The sequence below is a fragment of the Chromohalobacter sp. 11-W genome, assembly GCF_029889905.1.
Classification (GTDB): domain Bacteria; phylum Pseudomonadota; class Gammaproteobacteria; order Pseudomonadales; family Halomonadaceae; genus Chromohalobacter.
Map to the genome: position 1 here is coordinate 98483 of NZ_JARANZ010000003.1, position 19949 is coordinate 118431.

A 19949-nucleotide genomic window follows, 5' to 3' on the forward strand; every position below is an offset into this window, starting at 1 on the left:
AGGAGTTTTCATGAAACGTTTGATGACGGCTGTGGCATTCGGCGGCCTCGTAGCGACGCCGCTGCTGGCCATGGCTGCCCCGCAGAGCGACGAAGCCAAACTCAGCTATAGCATTGGCGCAACGCTCGGCCAGAGCATTAAGCAGGACATCTCGGATCTCGATACCGACGCCTTTACCCAAGCGGTTGAGGACGTTTACGCCGGCGGTGACCTGCAGATGAGCGATAAGGAGATCGCCGCCACGCTCTCTGACTTCCAGAAGCAGAAGATGGCTGAGCAGAAGAAGGAAAAGGCGCAGTCAGCCGAAAAGAACCGCAAGGCCAGCGAGGCATTCCTTGAAGAGAACGCCAAGAAAGACGGTGTGAAGGTCACCGACTCGGGGCTGCAGTACAAGGTTCTCGAATCCGGCGACGGCGAAACCCCAAGCGCCGACGATACCGTGAAGGTCAACTACGAGGGCAAGCTGCCCGACGGTACCGTGTTCGATAGTTCCTACGAGCGCGGCGAACCCATCACCTTCCAGGTCGGCCAGGTCATCGAGGGCTGGCAGGAAGCGCTGCAGAAGATGCAGGTCGGCGATACCTGGATGCTCTACGTGCCCGCCGATCTCGCTTACGGCCAGGGCGGCACCGGGGGCCCGATCGGTCCCAACCAGGCACTGACCTTCAAGATCGAGCTGCTGGGTATCGAAGCCGGCGACGACCAAGAAACGTCGACCGACGAGTAAGCGCTCGTCACGTTAGGCGCCTCGCGGGGCGCCTAGCATCTCTCTTCACGCTGTCCTCGTCTTTCTACGCATGGCCTTCTTGCCGGACGCTCGCGCTGTGCGTTTTCCACACCCCATCGCCACTACCGCCTGTGGATAGTTTTGTGGAGCGTCTGTGGCTTGGCGGTGAAAACCGGCTTTCCTGCCCCCGCTGCGCCCTTGCATGACGCTCGCCTGTAGTCAAGCACACCCCACCACCGCATCAAAAATTAAACATTAAGCTATTGTTTTAATTAATTTTTTAATAAACACCACTCCCTAGAGGCAAACACGGAGTAAGCGTTGGCTTACCCACAAGCCGCACGGTAAGCGCAATTGTCATAATGTGGACAAACGTCACGTGGGATGCCGTGCCTAGCGGTGAATATCGAAGTCGAACCAGCTCCCCTCTTGCCCCTCAGGGGTTGTGAGAATCACTTGTGCCCGCCACGGCATGACCGTTTCCGTGCAAGGACGGAGCTCGCCCACGCCTCGGAAGTGGCCATCACCGACCTCTTCCAGCTCGACCCGAGTAAGGCCCATATTCATGTCACGTCCGACGAACTCCACGACCGCCGACGCCACCTCGATACCGGATGTCTGCACATCCAGCGTCAACGGCTCGTACGAGGCGAAGTCGCCGTGTATCTCGAAACGCAACGTCCCACTCAAGCCGATATCGGTACGGCACGCCCCGTCGCGTAGATCGCAATGCATACGCGGGGGATACCAGGTGACGTTCTCGCGCGAATCACGCAGGTAATAGTCGGCGAGATAACCAGCCGCTACCAGAACCGTTATCAGCGTTACTAGCGTCAGTAGATTGAGCAGCGGCGATCTTACCGGATCTTCATCATGATGTTGCATATCGTTAGGTCGAATCCCATTACCCAGGGGCATCGCGCTAAGCTTACCAGTTCGTGTCCCGGCGAGCTTGGCTGCAGTCAGCGTCCGGTGTCCATGAAGTTGCTCAAGCGGAGGCACAATGAGCGGTGTCACTGGGGCCCTGGGCCCTCTGTTTTTACTGATTCTACTCGGCGCCCTGCTGGGTTGGCGGCGTTTTCCCGGAGGCGATTTCTGGCCCGCGATGGAACGGCTGATCTACTTTCTGCTGTTCCCCGCCATGCTGGTCTCGACGCTGGCTACGGCGAATGTGGCGCAGGTGCCGGTCATCCGCCTGGCCGTGGTATTGATGGGCACCATGGCACTGTTCGCGCTGGGGCTCTGGTGCGCGCGTCATCGCCTCGCGCTGGCGCCATCGGCGTTCACCTCGGTGCTACAAGGCACGCTGCGCTTCAATACTTACGTAGGAGTCGCCGGCGCCGCCGCGCTACATGGCCAAGCTGGGGCGACGGTAGCCGCAGTCGCCGTTGCATTGATGGTCCCGCTGGCCAACATTCTCTGCGTGAGCGGTTTCATCGCCGCGGGCACGCTGGGGCCTTCTAGCTTGGGGCGCAGCCTGGCTGCCCTGTTGCGTAACCCCCTGATCCTGGCCTGTGTACTCGGTATCGCCCTCAATGTCACCGGCATCGGTCTGCCGGGTTGGCTGGGCAGCACCGTCGAACTCACTGGCCGTGCCGCCCTCCCGCTAGGGTTGATTGCCGTAGGCGTGGCACTGCGACCCAGTGCCCTTGTCGGCAGCGGGCATGCGTTCTGGTACTCGGCCACGCTCAAGCTTGTCGCCACCCCCGTGATCGTACTGGCCCTAGCCTGGCTGACCGGGCTCGACCCAGTGAGCCGCGACATCGCTCTTCTGTTCGCCGCCTTACCCACCGCCACCTCGGCGTATATCCTCGCCCGCCAGCTAGGCGGTGACGCCGAGCTGATGGCGGCGCTAATTACCGGCCAGACCCTGCTGGCCATGGTGACGCTGCCAGCATGGATGGCACTGGCGAGTTGAGCCTCCCGACGAGACTAATTGAAAAATATTCTCGTTACGCTTGACGATTCAAATGAGAATGGTTTACCTTAACAACCGTGGCGCCGCCAAGCGCCACTGACCTAAGCAGCGAATGTCAGGTTCCTGCCCATGGTTATCTCCTCATCAAGCTAGTCACGGTCTTTAAGCCGCCCACCCGGGCGGCTTTTTTTAGATTCATCGCAGAGCGGCATGAAATGAACAGGACCAAGGCAGGCAGCACTTTGCCAGCGTCTTGCTCGCCGTGACGTGATTCAGATCAGCCAGAATCGAAAAAACCGCTGCAAGCAGCGGTTTTCGAGGAAATCAGCGTTCTGTGTTGAAAGTGTTCTGTGAGAGCGGTGCTGCAACGTGCGCTCATCCGTCCTCACGGGCATAGATCAAATCCCAGACCCCATGGCCAAGCTTTTCGCCACGGCTCTCGAACTTGGTCAGCGGGCGGAATTCCGGGCGCGGCACATAGGGCGCGCTCTCAGCCGACGCCGTGTTGCGATAGCCCGGCGCCGCCTCCATGACCTCGACCATGTGCTCGGCGTAGGCTTCCCAATCGGTCGCCATGTGCAGATACCCGCCAGGCGCCAGACGCGTGCGTACCAGTTCGACGAAGGCCGGCTGCACGATGCGCCGCTTGTGGTGCTTCTTCTTCGGCCAGGGGTCGGGGAAAAACAGCTGCAGCCCCGTTAGGCTCGACTCGGGTAGACACTTACCGAGCACTTCCAACGCGTCCTCGCGGTACACGCGCAGGTTGGTCAGGCCGCGCTTATCCGCTTCGTCGAGCAGCTTGCCAACACCCGGCGCATGCACCTCGATGCCGATGAAGTCGGTCTCGGGATGTGTACTTGCCTGTTCGACCAGCGACTGCCCCATGCCAAAGCCGATCTCCACGACACAAGGCGCCTGCCGGCCGAACAGCGTCTCCAGCGACTGGCGGCCATCGGCCACGTTTAGCCCCAGGCGGGGCCAGACCTCTTCGAGCCCCCGCGACTGGGCAACGGTCATGCGTCCGGCGCGCAGTACATAACTCTTGATACCGCGCGGTGGGCGCGAGGATGACGCCGAGCCCGCCTCAGGGGCGTTCTCGGGGGAAGACGATGGTGAATCACTCATGGGCAAGTCTGCGTTATCGATCAGGTAGCGAAGCAGGCCGTGCGGGCCGCGAAAGGGTTCAGGCGTTGATGCGCCCGGCGAAGGGCGACGACGGGCTCGCCGATGCCCGACGTGGCATGCGTTCGGCGAGATACGCCTCGCGCCCCGCCTCCACCGCCAGTTTCATGGCATGCGCCATGCGCACCGGTTGTCGGGCGTTGGCGATGGCCGAGTTGATCAGCACGCCGGCGCAGCCCATTTCCATGGCCAGCGCAGCATCCGAGGGCGTGCCGATACCGGCATCGACGAGGATCGGCACCTCGGCATTGCCGAGGATGATCTCAAGCGTTGCCGGATTGAGCAGGCCATGCCCCGAGCCGATCAATGAGCCCAGCGGCATCACCGCGCAACAGCCGATGCGCTCCAACTCCTTGGCGACGATAGGGTCATCGCTGGTGTAGACCATGACATCGAAACCGTCGTTGACCAGCGTCTCAGCGGCCTTGAGGGTCTCGACCACATTGGGGTAAAGCGTGCCATCGTCGCCCAGCACCTCGAGCTTGACCAGGTTGTGGCCGTCGAGCAGCTCGCGTGCCAGCTTGCAGGTCCGCACCGCGTCCTTGGCGGTATAGCAACCCGCCGTGTTGGGCAGGATCGTGTAACGGCTCGTCGGCACAGCGTCGAGCAGGTTGGGCTCATCGGGATTCTGGCCCAAGTTGGTGCGGCGCACCGCGACGGTGACGAGCTCGGTGCCACTCGCCTCGACGGCGGCGGCGGTCTCGTCGAAATCCCGGTATTTGCCGGTACCCACCAGCAGGCGTGATGAGAAGACGCGACCGGCGACGGTCAATGGGATGTCCTGGCGCTGCTCAGCGGACATGACGAACCTCCTGGCGTAAAGGGAGCCGCCGACGCGGGTGGCCGCTTAGTGGCTCCGCGCGTCGGCGAGCGAGTAACATCAGCCGCCGCCGATGGCATGCACGATTTCCACACGGTCGCCCGGGGACAGGCGCGTCTCGGCATGCTGGCTGCGCGGCACGATTTCCTCGTTGACTTCGACGGCGATGCGGCGCCCGGTCAGTGCAAGCTGATCGATCAACTCACTGATCGTCAGCTGGGACGCGAGCTCGCGATGATCGCCGTTGAGCTGAATGTGCATGGCGGCCTCTCACGTTAGGTGGGGAGAGGCCGCCATTATAACGCCAAATGCCGTGTTCAAGAATCCTTGGACGGCCATACGTCGTCATCTACCTGGTCGGGGCGCTTGAGGATCTTGGGGTCGAAGCGCGGCTCCTTGACGCCTTCGCGACGCTGGCGCTCGTAGTCCTTGAGCACACGCATGGCGATCGGCGCCAGGATCAGGATCGCGATCAGGTTGGTGGTCGCCATCAGCCCCATGGACAGATCGGCGAAGTCCCATACGAAGGTCAGTTGCGACACCGAGCCGATCATCACCATGGCCAGCACGGCCAGGCGCAACGCTTGTACCGCGCCCTTGGCATGGCGCTTGAACATGTACTCGATATTGACCGTGGCGAACGAGAAGTTGGCGATGATCGAGGTGAAGGCGAACAGCAGAATCGCCACGGCGATGAAGACTTCACCGAAGCCGCCGAAGTGATCCGCCATCGCATCCTGGGTGAGCTGGATGCCGACGATGTCCTGTCCCGGCGAATTGGCCATCAACTTCTCGTAGACGCCGGAAAGCAGGATCACCACCGCCGTGCAGCTGCAGATGACCAGGGTATCGACGAACACGCCGAACGACTGCACCAAGCCCTGCGCGGCAGGATGCTTGACGTTGGCCTGGGCCGCCGCATTAGGCGCCGAGCCCATGCCGGCCTCGTTGGAAAACAGGCCACGCTTGATGCCGTTCTCCATCGCCGTCTTGATGGCATAGCCGGCCGCGCCGCCCACTGCGGGCCCATAGCCGAAGGCACTCTTGACGATCAGCGCCAGCATATCCGGCACTGCGGTGATGTTGAGCGCCAGCACCACCAGCGCCACCAGCAAGTAGGCGATGGCCATGATCGGCACGATCTTCTCCGCCGTGCGCGCGATGGACTTGAGCCCGCCATAGATGACCACGGCCACGACACCGACCAAAATCAAACCGGTGACCCAATTGGGCATGCCGAAAGCCTGGTTCATGCCCTGGGCGATGGTGTTGGCCTGGGCGCCGTTAAACGCCAGACCATAGGCCACCAGCAGAAAGAAGGCGAACAGCAGACTCATCCAACGCCAGCCGAGCGTGCGCTCGATATAGTAGGCGGGACCGCCGCGGTACACACCGTCTTCGTGGCGCTTCTTGTAGACCTGCGCCAGGGTCGACTCGACGAACGAGGTGGCGAACCCGACCAACGCGGTGATCCACATCCAGAAGATCGCCCCCGGGCCGCCGATCCACAACGCGATGGCCACACCAGCCAAGTTCCCGGTGCCCACGCGCGCCGCCAGCGACGTGGCAAATGCCTGGAACCCGCTGACGCCTTCGCCCGCGCCACGGCTATTGAAAGTCACGCGCGCCATGTGACCGAACAGCCGAAACTGCATGCCACGCGTCAGCACGGTGAACAACACCCCCGCGCCTAACAAGAGATAAACGAGAATATACGACCAGATGAAATCGCTGACAGGGGTCATCACCGCGTAGATAGCATCGTGCAGCGGTGCGACGAGACTGGCGAGAGAGTCCATGGATTAATGCTCCATTATGATTCTTGAGATCGGCAAGGCCGCGACGATACGCCATCCCGAGAGGCTTGTCATGGCGTAAGCGACGCCATAGGGTAAGCGCCAGCGCGGCGATACCGGGCCCCGGGATGACATTCCGGCGCTCACTCACCGTTTCAGCGTAGTCAGTGATAAAGGATGAGACATGCACAACTGTCGTGGCTGGATACTCGTCGCCTTGAGCGGCTTCGTGGTCGTGGTGGCGGGCGCGTTCGGCGCCCACGCGCTGGGCGGCACGCTCTCGCCCACACGACTCGACGCCTTCGACACCGGCGTGCGTTACCAAGCCTGGCACACCCTGGCCGCCATGGCGGTACTCATCTGGCGGGTACAGCAACCGCTGAAAGGGCAGCGGGCAGCGCTCTGGCTATGGAGCATGGGGATGGCGGCGTTTTCCGGCTCGCTGTATCTACTGGCCCTGACCGGCGCCCATTGGCTGGGGCCCATCACGCCGCTCGGCGGACTGTTGCTGATGGCCGGCTGGCTGACGTTGGCGGTATGCGCCTGGCGTCAGCGCCTCGCTGATTGAGCCGACGTCAGTCGTCGTCATGCTCGGGTAGCGCATAGGTCGCGGTGACGGTTGCCACCGGTTCCTCGTCGCCAGCGGGGAACAAACGCACTTCGCCTACCGCCAGGCGCTCGCCCAGCTTGACGACGTGCGCATTGGCGATGAGATCGCGGTCGCCGCGCGCGCGGCGCAGGAAGTGGCAGTTGAAGTCCGTGGTCACCGCCATCGGCTCCGGGCCGATCTGGGCCAGAATCGCCACGTACAGGCAAACATCCGCCAGCCCCATCAGCGTGGGCCCCGAGACACAACCACCGGGGCGCAAATGTTCATCCTCGATGGCCAAGCTCATGGTCGCGCGCATTTCGCCCACGCCTTCGATGGTGCCTTGTCGCTGTGGAAAGACCTCGTCGAGGAACTCCTCTATGGCGGCGGCGGTCATCACGGTCATGGCAAATTCTCCCCTGGCAATGGTGCTCGAGACGGCAGCGCAGTGATCAAGGTAGCGCAACATCATCCGAACACACACTACCGTGCGCCCCTCACCGGCTCACCGTCCCCCCAAGACGTATTTGCGCCAAAGCTCATGCACTTCCAAAACACCATCTGACATTACCCTGAATCCGCCGGAGGGCTTATAAGATTAACCTGACGCCCGCAACTACGCCGGTATCTTCGGTCCTGTCCCCACCTGCACGGGAAAAATCCGCAGTATCGCCATACTCTTTTTCCCAGTAAGCGCCCACGTAAGGCGCGACGCGGCGGGTCACCTCATAACCCAAACGCATGCCGACACGCACGGAGTTTAGCCCTTCGCCAACGCCAAATTCTTTGACTTCATTGGCGGCCATGGCGATTTCCGTGCGTGGCTGTACATAGAGTCGCTGAGTAAGTCGAAAGTCATATTCTCCCTCGAAACTAGCAGATACATCTCCTTCGTCACTCACTTGCAAGGCTACATCGGTCTCAATTTCATATGGCATAACCCCTTGCAACCCAACGACACCGTAGGTTCGCTCTTCATGATCATCAGAGAACACACCCCCTTGGTAACCCACGCCACCCTGCAGCTCCCAAAAATCGGCAATCAACCGGCTATAGAGTAGCTCCAGGGACTCAAACTCGGCGTCTTCACCGTCTCCCTGAATATTTTCACCTTCCGATTTTACGTACATACGGTTAACGTCGCTGCCGTACCACCCCTGGAAGTCCCATACCATGGCATCCTTACCATTCTCCGGAATACTATATTCAAGCCGATCAAATTGTGCCGTGCCTTGATTATGCTCCACGATAGGGGATGGCCAGCCATCAGGAGCATCGTAACCATCATCAGCTTTAGCCAAGGAAGCAAAGATGAATGCCGCACTCACACCCACGAGGTAAAGTTTTATCTTCATACTGCCTCCTCAAGAAACCTGAACAACGCGGAACATGCCAGCTTCCATGTGGTAAAGAAGGTGACAGTGAAAAGCCCAGCTTCCTTCCGCATCTGCCGTGATAAGCGCGGAGACCCGCTCACCGGGCTTCACGTTCAGGGTATGCTTGCGTGGAATTAACTCACCCTGGCCGTTTTCCAGCTCCATCCACATACCGTGAAGATGAATGGGGTGCTCCATCATGGTGTCATTGATCAAGATCAGGCGCAGACGCTCATCCTTTTCAAAGTGGATAGGGCCTGAGACTTCGCTGAATTTCTTGCCATCGAACGACCACATGTAGCGTTCCATGTTGCCGGTCAAATGCAGCTCCAGCTCGCGGCCGGGGCCGCGCCGGTCAGGCCATGGGGTGAAGGCTTTCAGGTCGCGGTAGACCAGCATACGGCGCTCGTCGGGGTCGATGCCGATGCCTGCCTCGCCATAGCGTGAGCCCGGCTGGGCCTCACCGGCCACAAGCATGCCATTCTCGCGCGTCTTGGCTTTTTCTTTCGCCATGCCGTCGCCGCTGCCGTGGTCCATGCCCTCCATGTCTCCGCCGGACATATTGGAGTGGTCCATGCCCTCCATGTCATCTCTGGACATGCCGGAATGATCCATTCCTTTCATGCCCACCATTGCGCCAGCTGCCATCCCTTCCATCCCGCGGTCGGCAATTTGGCGGCGCTTGGGGATTTCAGCCTGCATGCCATCACGTGGGGCCAGGGTGGCACGGGCGTAGCCGCTGCGATCCATTGATTCAGCAAAGATCGTATAAGCTTGATCGTCTTCGGGGGAGACCAGCACGTCGTAGGTCTCGGCCACACCAATGCGGAATTCGTCCACAGGCACGGGTTGCACTGGCTGGCCATCGGCGGCTACCACGGTCATTTTCAGGCCGGGAATGCGCACATCGAAATACGACATCGCCGAACCGTTAATCACTCGAAGGCGCACGCGCTCACCCGCCTTGAACAACGCCGTCCAGTTCTCCTCGGGGGCGCGGCCATTTAGCAGGTAAGTGTAAGTGCTGCCAGTCACATCGGCGATATCCCGCGAACTCATGCGCATTTTTGACCACATTCGGCGCATTTCCACCGTGTCTGAAAAGCCTTCACGTCGAACATCGGCAAAGAAATCAGCCATCGTGCGCTCTTGGAAGTTGTAATAGCCTTCCATGGTTTTCAAATTACGAAATACCGACGCAGGATTTTCGAAAGTCCAGTCAGTCAAAAGCAGCACATGCTCGCGGTCATAGCGGAAGGGTTCACGCTCGGCGGCATCAACAATCAGCGGCCCCACATGCCCCACCTGTTCCTGAAGGCCCGAGTGGCTGTGATACCAATAGGTGCCGTTCTGGCGTACGGGAAAGCGGTAGGTAAAGGTCTCGCCTGGCTCAATACCGGCAAAACTGACGCCCGGCACGCCGTCCATGCCGGAAGGAAGAATCAAACCGTGCCAGTGGATTGAGGTGGGTTCGTCGAGCAGGTTGGTGACGCGTAATACGGCGTCCTGGCCTTCCTTAAGGCGGATCAGCGGGCCGGGGCTGCTGCCGTTAATACTAAAGGGGCGAGCCTCTTTGCCGTCAATCGGAATGGACTCACGGCGAATGGCTAATGCCACCTCTGGCCCTTCTTCAACGCCTTTGGAATAGACGTTTGTGCGCCCCCAGGGATTGGCCCAGGCAGGACTCATGCCCATAGCGGCTGCGGAGCCCAGCCCAAGCGCAGCCCCCCCTTTCAATATCTGGCGGCGCGAGAAGGGGCGCGATACAACAGGTGAGCGTGCCATGTACAACTCCCGTTAGGTTTTACATGGCCCTATCCTGCCAGAACAAGCTGAATCAAAACTGAACGAACTGTTACCTCGCCCCCTCTGCCAAGGTCAGCGTCACCTTAGCGCGCAACCCACCAAGTGAGCTATGGGAAAATTGTGCGTATCCAGCATAGCGCGCAGCTAGCTGAGTCAAGATGGACAACCCCAAGCCATACCCCGGATGGCGCTCGTCCAAACGCTTGCCCCGCTCGCCCAACCTAGGCAAATCGCTTTCCACCACACCAGGGCCATCATCATCGACGGTTATCACTAGCATTTCTGTTAATAACCTTATATCACAGCAAATATAGTATTTCGCCCATTTACCTCCATTATCTAATAATATACCGAGCATTTCCGAAAAGTCGTGGGGCTCTATGGGTATCTGATCCCGGTCAACATTAGAATACGTTATTTGGAACTCTTTTTCCGGGTAAAGACCACGAAACATATCTATAAGGCGAGGACTATCGTTCATTAAATGAGTCACCCTCCCCATATTGGGACCCGCGATTCGAGAGCGGCGCAGCTCAGCATCAAGCTGAGCATTAATACTTTCTATCCTTACGAGCAACTTGAGGCGTCGATCATCATCAATTGGCCGATTCCCACGAAGCACCTGTGTCACGGCAGCCAATGGCGTCTTCAACGCGTGAGAAAGATTCGCCGCCGACTCACGCGAGTGCTGTAAGCGTGAATCTATATCATCCATGAAACGGTTGAGCTGCTCGACGAGGACATTCAATTCGGAAGGTACCAATACTGAGAACCGCCGACGCTGCCCCGCTTGTAGTGCATCAAGTTGTTCGCGTAGTTCCCTCAATGGCTTCAAGCCACGATTGACTGCCAACATGTTAAGCACTATCAATACTATTAACAAGGCTCCTGCGACCGCCCCCACCCACCAATGCAAGGTTGCAAGCCCAGCCTCCACTTGTGAAAAGTCTTCCCCAATAAGCAAAACACCGTTACTATCTTCCCAGCTAAAATGGCGACGATAGACCAGTAAGTGGCGCCCCCCTTCTTCTACTTCTACCAAGGAATCACGGTCACTTGCGAGCAGTGGAGAAAGTCTTGTCTGCCACTTCGGATCCGAGGCACTAACACTATCGCCAATAGACAGCACATACAGGTGGTGAAAAACCTGATAACTTTTGCTCACAGACTGTAATGACTCAGGGACCAGGGAACGTTCTTCACCCAACTGAGAAACAGCATGATCGGCCTCTCTACGCAGGCGCTCACCAAGAAAGTCCTTGGCGATACTTTCCAAAAAAAAGCCGTGCATCAACCATGTCACGACCACGACTATAAGCGCCACGCTTCCTAGCCAAGCTAGCAGGCGAAACCGCAAGCTATGCCAATCAATGCGATACAAATAAGTACCCCTGGCCGCGGCGTGTTTGTATCAACGCCTTACCTAAATACCGGCGCAGCCGGGCAACATACACTTCCACCAGATTAGACTCAGCTGCATCTTGTTCAAGCGCATAAAGTTGATCGAGCAAATGATCTTTAGAATGCACACGATCGGGATGGTGCATTAGATAACGCAACAGTCGAAATTCAGTTGCCGTTAGCGAACGCCAAGGAAGACTTTCTGTACAAACCGACTGCCCAGCCTCATCTAAGGAAACCCCGTTAACTGTCAATATTTGAGATACACTACCAGAGCGACGCCTAAGCAATGCTTTAAGTCTCGCCAATAACTCGGCCTCATGAAACGGCTTTGTCAAATAATCATCTGCGCCAGTTTCTAATCCAGACACTTTATCTTCCCAAGTATCCCTTGCCGTAAGAACCAAAATAGGCATGTCACGATTTTGCTTATGCCAATGTGCAACCAATTCAAGCCCAGAACCATCAGGCAGCCCAATATCGACAACAGCCAGTTCATAACATTCGGTTGCCGCAAGCGACGTGGCCGCCTTTATAGAGTCGGCCACGTCAACGAGGTAACCGTTGTCCTTCAAGCTTTCCGCCAGGCTTTCGGAAAGCAGATCATCATCTTCGAGAAGCAACAGTCTCATATATTCACATCATTTTACTGTAACATTACCATACATGCCTGACTCATAATGACCTGGGATGTTGCAGGCATACTCTAAGCTTTTATCACTGTCAGGAGCTGTCCAAACCAGCTCTTTGGTCTCACCGGGTTCAATGGTCACCGAAGCCATGCCATCACCACCTTCCGACATATGGTGTCCCCCATCGCCTTCACTCATTTCTTGCATCATATCACGATGTTCCTCTTGAGCAGACTCGTCTCCGATTGTGAACTCGTGTTCTATACTACCCGTGTTAGTGATCTCGAATTTAATGGTTTCCCCGGTAGAGGCCTCAATGTCCTCAGGATCAAACCACATGTCTCCCGCTTCCACCGTGATGGTGCGATCAACGTCAGCGTCACTCACCTTTTCGCTATTTCCATGCCCGGCCGAGGCCCAGGAAGCCGCCGCCAGCGTACTCAACGAGATTGCCAAAAGGCTTGATACCAGATGCTTCTTATACATCAGTGTTCTCCTACAAAAGTGGATGTCTACCCTTTATAGAGGCACAACCTGAAATGATCCTGAATACATCTACTTAGTTTGCTAACAAACAAGCCATGATCATTTCTACAGCTTGACCTTTGGGCTACACAAAGGCTGTACTCTTTACCTTAGGATAGCACTGCCAAGAGGATTTTCATGATGAATTCAGAATGTTTCGCTTTAATGGGCTCAATGGGATGGATAGGGTGGCTTATGCCACTAACATTACTTTTGCTTATTGGATTAAGCATTGCTTCTCTTATTAAGTACCTTTTCAGGGGGCCTCATGAAGGATACAGGCATTAAACAACTCCTTGCTTCACTACTGGCATGTAGTTTCTTGGCAACAGGGGCAGTGTCGGCAAACGACCTACCTGATGAAGCAATTCTTTACAAAGACCCCAGGTGCGACTGTTGTACAGCTTATGCACATTACCTTGAAACGCAAGGTGTCAGGATCACGATCGTGGATGATGTTGCGCTGGATAGCATCAAGAAGCGAGCAGAAGTGCCCAAGAATTTGGCTTCATGCCATACCCTTAAAATGGGTAAGTATTGGATCGAGGGTCACGTTCCTAAGAAAGCACTAGCAACGCTTTTCTCTAAACAACCAGATATAAATGGCATTGGCCTTGTCGGCATGCCGAAAGGATCCCCAGGCATGCCCGGGGCTCAAGAAGCACCCTTTAAAATCTATGAATTTAAAAATAATAAAGACCATTCTTTCATGACTTTTTAGAAAATATTTTCATCGCAGCCTGGCTTTTAGAGGGGGGCATCTCCCCTCCTTTTTTACACACGACAAATTCTTAACCAAAGCTATTGATTTTTCCCTATCATTTTTTCCCAAGTTCCGTCACGATGTACTAGGCGATGCAATATCGCCATAAACACATGTCCTGCAATCAACGCTGTCAGTATATAAGCAAGTGGGCCATGCAGCTCCTGAAAAATCGTATCCCATTTTGTGTCAAGACCTTTTGTCAGAAGAGTATCAAAAACTAAAACGGGATAACCTTGCAATAAGCCACTCAACGGGATAGCGATCAGAACAACGTATATACTAAAATGCCCAAACCTTACCATTATACTTCTACTTCGTGGCCTATGCTTTCTCTGCACCAACAACCAGATCATGCGGAGCAACATTACCCCCAAAATAGAAACCCCTATCGTCATATGCCACGGCTGTACATACTGACTAAAAATATTCTTGGGGTCCCAACTACGCATATATACATCGGCTAGCTGTATAATGACCAATATTGCAGTTATCCAATGCAATACGCGACTAACAACACCATAGTATTTATATGAGTCCGTTGCCTTCATTATCCACACCCCATGCTATTTTAGGATTGCACACTACAAGAAGAACCGGCCAACCCCAATCAGCCGGCCCTTAATTTACCATGCATCACTTATTGATATTGGGTGTGGAGTTGGTAGATATTCCGACTTTCATGAGCGCCTCCCATGGTAGTGCTTCCAGTAACCATAAGCTGATAATCTCCTGGCTCTAATGACCTGACAAGAGAAAAGTGCCCATCAGGATCTGACGCTGCGGCAACCATTTCTCCTGATGCGTCATAGAGCACCGCCTTCAGATAGTTTCCACGGCTAGAGCTACCAGCATAGTGCTCACTTGTTACTGTTAAAGTAGTCGGCTTATCAATAGGCACGGTGTATCGGTTTTCGTTGCCATTGCTAATCATCTGACTCGATGAAATACCATCTTCTAGCACGGGAACGCCACCGTCATGACCAACGCTCGCAACAGCAGGAATTGCTAACACGCTGGAGATAAAAGCTGTCAATGCAATCATTTTCACTTTCATGGCACACCTCATTTCATTGGGTACAAATACTTTATATCCCATAAAGCTGAAATGAGTATTAAAAACACCCTTACACTATGCGGCAACCATGTGCAGCCTGACGAGCGACGTAGCTCGCCAAACTTTTGCGTTCAAAATCGGCAAAAAGCCTGACATGACAGAAAGCGGGATGCCAGGCTCAGATGGTGAGCGCCGAGGAAAGAGTTAGCCTCGGCGCCCAGTTCAGATCAACCCAACTTGGCCTTGTGCACCGCTCGCCAATGGTGCAGCAGCGGTTCGGTGTAGCCGGCCGGTTGCTCGCGTCCCTTGACGATCAGGTCGGATGCCGCCTGGAAGGCGCTGGACTCCGCCAGGTGCGAGGTCATCGGCGTATAGTCGGGGTCGTGGGCGTTCTGGTCGTCGACCACCTTGGCCATACGCTCCAGCGTCTCGCGCACCCGCGCTTCGCTGACGATGCCGTGATGCAGCCAGTTGGCGATGTGCTGACTGGAGATACGCAACGTCGCACGATCCTCCATCAGCCCCACATCATGGATGTCCGGCACCTTGGAGCAGCCCACACCGTGCTCGACCCAGCGCACCACGTAGCCGAGGATCCCCTGGCAGTTGTTATCCAGCTCCTGCTGAATCTCGTCGTCGGCCCAGCTCGGGTTCTTGTTAGCACCCGAAGCCGCGCTTTTGACCACCGGCACGCTGAGTAGATCGTCGAGCAGGTCGTCGCTCGGCTTGGCTTCCAGTTCACGCTGAATCGTCGCGACATCGACCTGGTGATAATGCAGCGCATGCAGCACTGCCGCTGTAGGCGAGGGGACCCAAGCCGTAGTCGCACCCGCTTGGGGATGACCGATCTTCTGCTCGATCATCGCTGCCATCAGCTCCGGCATCGCCCACATGCCCTTGCCGATCTGCGCCCGACCGCGCAGACCGCATGCCAGACCGGTCTGGACATTGTTCTTTTCGTAGGCCGCAATCCACTTGGTGCCCTTCATCTCCCCCTTGCGCAGCATGGGACCGGCTTCCATGGCGGTATGCATCTCGTCGCCGGTGCGATCCAGAAAGCCCGTGTTGATGAATGCCACGCGCGAGGCGGCTTCAGCGATGCACGCCTTGAGGTTGATCGAGGTGCGACGTTCCTCGTCCATGATGCCCATCTTGAGGGTATCGCGCGGCAGGCCCAGCATGTCCTCGATGCGCATGAACAGGCTGTTGGAGAAGGCGACTTCCTTGGGCCCGTGCATCTTCGGCTTGACGATATAAACCGAGCCCGTCCTCGAGTTACTTGCGTCACCTTCGCGCTTTTTAAGGTCGTGGATCGCCAGCAGGCTGGTAATTACGCCATCCAGTATGCCCTCGGGGATCTCGTTACCCTCGCCGTCGAGCACCGCCGGGGTCGTCATCAGGTGGCCGACATTGCGCACGAACAGCAGCGAGCGCCCGGGCAGACGCACCTGGCCACCCTGCGGCGCCGTGTAGTCGCGATCCGGATTGAGACGCCGCGTCACGGTCTTGCCACCCTTGTCGAAGCGCTCTTCGAGATCGCCTTTCATCAGCCCCAGCCAGTTGCGATAGAGCAGCGTCTTATCCCCGGCATCGACTGCGGCCACGGAGTCCTCGCAATCCATGATCGTACTCACCGCCGCTTCGACCAGGACGTCCTTAACGTGCGCCGGATCGGTCTTGCCAATGGGATGCGTAGCGTCGAACTGCACTTCCAGATGCAGACCGTGGTTGGCCAGCAGTACCGCAGTGGGTGCTTCCGTCTCGCCTTGATAACCCACCAGTTGGGCGGGACGCGCCAGCGTCGTCTCGCTGCCCCCCTGCAACTGCACCACCAGCTTACCGTCGCGGATGCTGTAGCCACTCGACTCGGCGTGCGAGCCCTCGGCCAGCGGCGCGGCCTGATCGAGTACGCCACGCGCATAGGCGACGACCGCTTCACCACGCTTGGGATTGTAGTCCTGACCCTTCTCGGCGCCATCGGTCTCGGGAATCACATCGGTGCCGTAGAGCGCGTCGTACAGGCTGCCCCAGCGCGCGTTAGCGGCGTTGAGCGCGTAGCGCGCATTGCTCACCGGCACCACCAGTTGTGGCCCGGCCTGGATAGCGATCTCGTCGTCGACATGGGCGGTCGTCGCCTGCACCTTCGCCGGCGCCTCGACCAAATAGCCGATGTTTTTCAAGAAGGCGCGATAGGCGTCCATGTCTTGCACCGGGCCAGGGTGAGCCTTGTGCCACGCATCCAGCTCAGCCTGTAACCGCTCGCGTTCGGCCAGTAGCGTCTGATTGGTGGGCGTAAGGTCGTGGACCAAGGCATCGAACCCGGCCCAGAAGGCCTCGGAGTCGACACCCGTACCGGGCAAAGCTTCGTCGTTGATGAAACGATCGAGCTGGCTGGCCACCTGCAAACGATGGCGTGTCGTACGGTCTGTCATGCGGCTCTCCTCGGGTGTCGCCTCAAACGTGGAAAATAATTCCACAAATTAGACGTAAATCCTCGCGCTGTCATCTCCACCATTGGTCTGAGCGTCGTTTTTCGGCACGGAAGAAAGCGATGCCAATGCTGACAAATGCCGTGCAAGACCTGAAAAAATGGGCCCGGCAATCACTTCCCTATAGCCTCGGGGACCGCGCGGACGCTAGCATGGAACGCACCGGGAGAATTGAATGACCGACTTTACCCCCTTGAAACAGCTAGGCCTGCTGACGCCGATGGCACGCCCCGTGTCGCCGGCTATGAATGCCTATCTCGAGCACTATCGCTTAGCGTCGCTGTTGACAGAGAATACCGATCTACATGCCGGCTTCTTCGAGGCTCGGGGGTTTCAGTTGTGGGCTCAGGTATGGAGCCCGCCCAAACCGCAAGGCACGGCGTTCGTCGTGCACGGCTACTTCGATCACCTAGGGCTCTACCGCCATCTTCTCAAACTGCTGCTGGCGCGTGGCTGGCGCGTGGTGATGTGGGATCTCCCGGGGCACGGGCTCTCCAGCGGCGCGCGCGCTTCCATCGACGACTTCGGCGACTATGTCGGCTGCCTGAGCGCGCTGACTGAGGAGGTCACGCGTCTCGGCCTGGCCGATGGCCCTTGGATCGGCATCGGCCAAAGCACCGGCGCGTCGATTCTCGCCACCGACGCCCTGACCCACGGCCATCAGACACGCTGGGACGGCCTGGCGCTACTGGCACCGCTGGTGCGCCCCTGGGGCTGGCAGCAATCCAGTTGGCTGCACCGTGTGGTCAGTCCTTTCGTGCGCTCGGTGCCGCGCCGGTTTCGCCCCAACACCACCGATCTTGGCTTCGCCGATTTCCTGCGCCGCGGCGACCCCTTGCAGCCGGACCGCCTGGCCTTGACCTGGGTCAGCGCCATGCGCGACTGGATCCCCCTGCTGATGTCCATGCCGCCCAGCGAATTGCCGGTGCTGATCCTCCAGGGCGAACAAGACTTCACCGTGGACTGGCAGTGGAACCTGGAAACGCTGACGGACAAATTCCCCAATGCCGATGTCCATCGGCATCCGGAAGCCCGTCATCATCTGGTCAACGAGGCCAAGCCGATTCGCACCCCTCTCTTCCATGAACTGAGTGGTTTCCTGGCGGGTTACGAGCGCCGGCTCGACCCGCACGACGCGCTATCCAGTGCCGACCCTTGCCCGCAGGAAACACCATGAAGCATGCCCACGCCGCTGGCATCATCGCACTCTGCCTGCTGTTGGCGGGATGCGCTGGGCTCGGCGACGCCCCGCCCGAGGACATGCGCCAGGCGGTATATGGCATGAGTAGCCAGGCCGCCGAGGCACTGCTCGAATCGCCGCCCTGGTCGGGTGAAGCGCAGGATATGGTGGTGATGCTGGCACCACCGACGGTATCACCAGCGCTGGGTATCGCACCGGGACGACTCACCGAAACCTTGGGCCGCGCCCTACTGGCACAGGCAGAGGGCCCCCAAGTCCTCGATTGGACGCCGGGCATGCTGGCCGACGATGCGCCGGACAATCACTGGGTACTCGAGAGTCGGCTCCAAGGCAACGGCGTACTGCGCCTCTCCGATCGAGAGTTGCGTCCCTATCAGTGGGAAATCACCTTGCGCCGTCCCGGCCAAGACGCCCCCAGCTGGCGCGCCACGCTCTCCGGAGCCCTGGACGCCAGCGCGTTGTAATGCGTGCGTGCGAGGCATCGGACGTATGCGTGTCACGTTGTGCCCAGCGCGTCTCGGTCGCACAATGAGCCTTTTGCGTTTCAGGAGTCTCGCATGTCGCGTCACGCTCGCCACCTTGATCGTTCCGGGCCGTCCAATCCGTTCCCCGGCCTCAAAGCGCTGGAACGCAAGCTAGGCCGTGAGGTGCCGCATCGCCTGGGCTCCAACGAAGGATTGGACATGCCCCACCAGGCGCTCAAGGCGCGTTTTGGCGATGAGGTCGCCACCCTGGCCCGCGCCTACGGCGACGCCGAGGCCATGGATGTACGCCAACGCCTGAATGCCCTGCTCGGCACGCCACTGGAGGCGCTGATCATCGATGCCGGCGCCGACAGCCTGATGGCGCTCGCCCTGCGCACGCTGTGCGATCCCGACAGCACGGTCATCGCCAGCGCGGGTACCTATCCCACCTTTCGTTACTTCGCCGAGGGTCAGGGCTGTCGGCTGGTCGAAGTTGACTATCACGACGCGCCCAGCGTGCTGGCGCCGGACCTCGACGCCCTGGCCGACCGCGCGGTGCGCGATAACGCCCGCGTGGTCTACCTGGCCAATCCCGACAACCCCAGCGGCCACCTGCACAGCGACGCCGATATCCTCACGCTGCGCGATGCTCTGCCCGAGGACTGCACGCTGTTGCTCGACGAGGCCTATCACGACTTCCGTGACGATGCCGACGCTCCCGCTGCAGGCGAAGTCTGGCCCGGCGTGGTGCGCCTACGCACCTTCTCCAAGGCACACGGCTTGGCCGGCTTGCGGATCGGCTATGCCATCGCCGAACCGGCGCTGATCGAGGTGATGCACAAGGTGCGTATTCATTACGCGGTCTCATCGCTGGCACTGGCCGCCGCCGAGACTGTGCTCGACCACCCGGAGGAAACCACGCAGCACGTACGCGACGTGATCGCCCGCCGCGAAGCACTGGCCGGCCATCTACGAGTTCTCGGCGCTGACGTGCCGCCCAGTGCCACCAACTTCATCGCCGTGCGCCTGCCGGAGGCGGAGCTCGCCGCCCGCATCCATCGCGAACTGCTCGAGGCCGGCACGCTCGTGCATCGTCCCGCGCATCCCGCGCTGGGCCACGTGCTGCGCATCAGCACGCTCGAGGACGCCCTGGCGCCCGGTCGACTGGCCGCGCTGGAACGCGCGCTCGAGGCACAGCACTGA

Annotated in this window: 21 protein-coding genes; 7 read left to right on the forward strand and 14 right to left on the reverse strand. The window is 58.4% G+C overall.

The genetic code is table 11. The features are described 5' to 3' along the window. Nucleotides 1-10: 10 nt before the first annotated feature. Nucleotides 11-727 carry an FKBP-type peptidyl-prolyl cis-trans isomerase gene (locus OP494_RS05475; RefSeq protein WP_280539722.1) on the forward strand — a complete coding sequence of 239 codons (717 nt, stop codon included), beginning with the start codon at nt 11-13 and terminating at the stop codon, nt 725-727. A 393-nt stretch (nt 728-1120) separates the two neighbouring features. On the opposite strand, the gene OP494_RS05480 is transcribed toward OP494_RS05475, so the two are convergent. Beyond that, nucleotides 1121-1612: a hypothetical protein gene (locus tag OP494_RS05480; RefSeq protein WP_247621039.1), complete on the reverse strand. Its 492-nt coding sequence runs from the start codon at nt 1610-1612 to the stop codon at nt 1121-1123. Between the two features lie 118 nt (nt 1613-1730). Between OP494_RS05480 and OP494_RS05485 the strand changes: the two genes are divergently transcribed. After that, on the forward strand, nt 1731-2645 hold the full coding sequence (locus OP494_RS05485; RefSeq protein ID WP_280539724.1) for an AEC family transporter: 915 nt from the start codon (nt 1731-1733) through the stop codon (nt 2643-2645). 375 nt (nt 2646-3020) lie between these two features. On the opposite strand, the gene trmB is transcribed toward OP494_RS05485, so the two are convergent. The 4 genes from trmB to OP494_RS05505 all read right to left on the reverse strand — a co-directional run bounded on the left by trmB (nt 3021) and on the right by OP494_RS05505 (nt 6446). Further along, nucleotides 3021-3770 (reverse strand): tRNA (guanosine(46)-N7)-methyltransferase TrmB, encoded by a 750-nt coding sequence (trmB, locus tag OP494_RS05490; RefSeq protein ID WP_280539726.1) that lies wholly within the window; start codon nt 3768-3770, stop codon nt 3021-3023. 58 nt (nt 3771-3828) lie between these two features. Next, the gene (locus tag OP494_RS05495) at nt 3829-4629 is read right to left on the reverse strand and encodes a thiazole synthase (protein WP_277810259.1); all 801 of its coding nucleotides are present in this window, start codon (nt 4627-4629) and stop codon (nt 3829-3831) included. 78 nt (nt 4630-4707) lie between these two features. Further along, on the reverse strand, nt 4708-4908 hold the full coding sequence (gene thiS / locus OP494_RS05500; RefSeq protein ID WP_040240072.1) for a sulfur carrier protein ThiS: 201 nt from the start codon (nt 4906-4908) through the stop codon (nt 4708-4710). 56 nt (nt 4909-4964) lie between these two features. Next, nucleotides 4965-6446: a sodium:alanine symporter family protein gene (locus tag OP494_RS05505; RefSeq protein ID WP_246942459.1), complete on the reverse strand. Its 1482-nt coding sequence runs from the start codon at nt 6444-6446 to the stop codon at nt 4965-4967. 181 nt (nt 6447-6627) lie between these two features. Here OP494_RS05505 and OP494_RS05510 point away from each other — a divergent pair, with 181 nt between their 5' ends. Beyond that, a complete protein-coding gene (locus OP494_RS05510; RefSeq protein WP_097021401.1) occupies nt 6628-7011 on the forward strand; it encodes a DUF423 domain-containing protein in 384 nt (127 codons plus the stop codon). Between the two features lie 7 nt (nt 7012-7018). Here OP494_RS05510 and OP494_RS05515 read toward each other — a convergent pair whose 3' ends face one another. The 6 genes from OP494_RS05515 to OP494_RS05540 all read right to left on the reverse strand — a co-directional run bounded on the left by OP494_RS05515 (nt 7019) and on the right by OP494_RS05540 (nt 12733). Further along, on the reverse strand, nt 7019-7438 hold the full coding sequence (locus tag OP494_RS05515; protein ID WP_097021402.1) for a PaaI family thioesterase: 420 nt from the start codon (nt 7436-7438) through the stop codon (nt 7019-7021). A gap of 184 nt (nt 7439-7622) precedes the next feature. Further along, the gene (locus tag OP494_RS05520) at nt 7623-8387 is read right to left on the reverse strand and encodes a copper resistance protein B (RefSeq protein WP_097021403.1); all 765 of its coding nucleotides are present in this window, start codon (nt 8385-8387) and stop codon (nt 7623-7625) included. Nucleotides 8388-8396: 9 nt separating this feature from the next. Next, nucleotides 8397-10193, reverse strand: a complete 1797-nt coding sequence (locus tag OP494_RS05525) for a copper resistance system multicopper oxidase (protein ID WP_097021404.1) — start codon at nt 10191-10193, stop codon at nt 8397-8399. Nucleotides 10194-10263: 70 nt separating this feature from the next. Next, on the reverse strand, nt 10264-11595 hold the full coding sequence (locus OP494_RS05530) for an ATP-binding protein (RefSeq protein ID WP_245846281.1): 1332 nt from the start codon (nt 11593-11595) through the stop codon (nt 10264-10266). Continuing rightward, the gene (locus OP494_RS05535; protein ID WP_097021405.1) at nt 11582-12247 is read right to left on the reverse strand and encodes a response regulator transcription factor; all 666 of its coding nucleotides are present in this window, start codon (nt 12245-12247) and stop codon (nt 11582-11584) included. The genes OP494_RS05530 and OP494_RS05535 overlap by 14 nt, the downstream gene beginning before the upstream one ends. 9 nt (nt 12248-12256) lie before the next feature. Beyond that, nucleotides 12257-12733, reverse strand: coding sequence for a plastocyanin/azurin family copper-binding protein (locus OP494_RS05540; protein WP_097021406.1), 477 nt, complete (start codon nt 12731-12733; stop codon nt 12257-12259). 307 nt (nt 12734-13040) lie between these two features. On the opposite strand from OP494_RS05540, the gene OP494_RS05545 reads away from it, so the two are divergent. Continuing rightward, a complete protein-coding gene (locus OP494_RS05545) occupies nt 13041-13493 on the forward strand; it encodes a DUF411 domain-containing protein (RefSeq protein WP_097021407.1) in 453 nt (150 codons plus the stop codon). Between the two features lie 80 nt (nt 13494-13573). Here OP494_RS05545 and OP494_RS05550 read toward each other — a convergent pair whose 3' ends face one another. The 3 genes from OP494_RS05550 to OP494_RS05560 all read right to left on the reverse strand — a co-directional run bounded on the left by OP494_RS05550 (nt 13574) and on the right by OP494_RS05560 (nt 17024). Continuing rightward, nucleotides 13574-14086 (reverse strand): cytochrome b, encoded by a 513-nt coding sequence (locus tag OP494_RS05550; protein WP_097021408.1) that lies wholly within the window; start codon nt 14084-14086, stop codon nt 13574-13576. An 89-nt stretch (nt 14087-14175) separates the two neighbouring features. Continuing rightward, nucleotides 14176-14592: a hypothetical protein gene (locus OP494_RS05555; RefSeq protein WP_143748557.1), complete on the reverse strand. Its 417-nt coding sequence runs from the start codon at nt 14590-14592 to the stop codon at nt 14176-14178. A 227-nt stretch (nt 14593-14819) separates the two neighbouring features. After that, a complete protein-coding gene (locus OP494_RS05560) occupies nt 14820-17024 on the reverse strand; it encodes a malate synthase G (RefSeq protein ID WP_280539732.1) in 2205 nt (734 codons plus the stop codon). Nucleotides 17025-17256: 232 nt separating this feature from the next. Between OP494_RS05560 and OP494_RS05565 the strand changes: the two genes are divergently transcribed. The 3 genes from OP494_RS05565 to OP494_RS05575 all read left to right on the forward strand — a co-directional run bounded on the left by OP494_RS05565 (nt 17257) and on the right by OP494_RS05575 (nt 19949). Beyond that, the gene (locus OP494_RS05565; RefSeq protein ID WP_097021410.1) at nt 17257-18258 is read left to right on the forward strand and encodes an alpha/beta hydrolase; all 1002 of its coding nucleotides are present in this window, start codon (nt 17257-17259) and stop codon (nt 18256-18258) included. After that, entirely contained in the window at nt 18255-18746 is a 492-nt protein-coding gene (locus OP494_RS05570) for a hypothetical protein (protein ID WP_040240092.1), read from the forward strand. The genes OP494_RS05565 and OP494_RS05570 overlap by 4 nt, the downstream gene beginning before the upstream one ends. Before the next feature lie 93 nt (nt 18747-18839). Continuing rightward, nucleotides 18840-19949: an aminotransferase class I/II-fold pyridoxal phosphate-dependent enzyme gene (locus OP494_RS05575; protein ID WP_246942472.1), complete on the forward strand. Its 1110-nt coding sequence runs from the start codon at nt 18840-18842 to the stop codon at nt 19947-19949.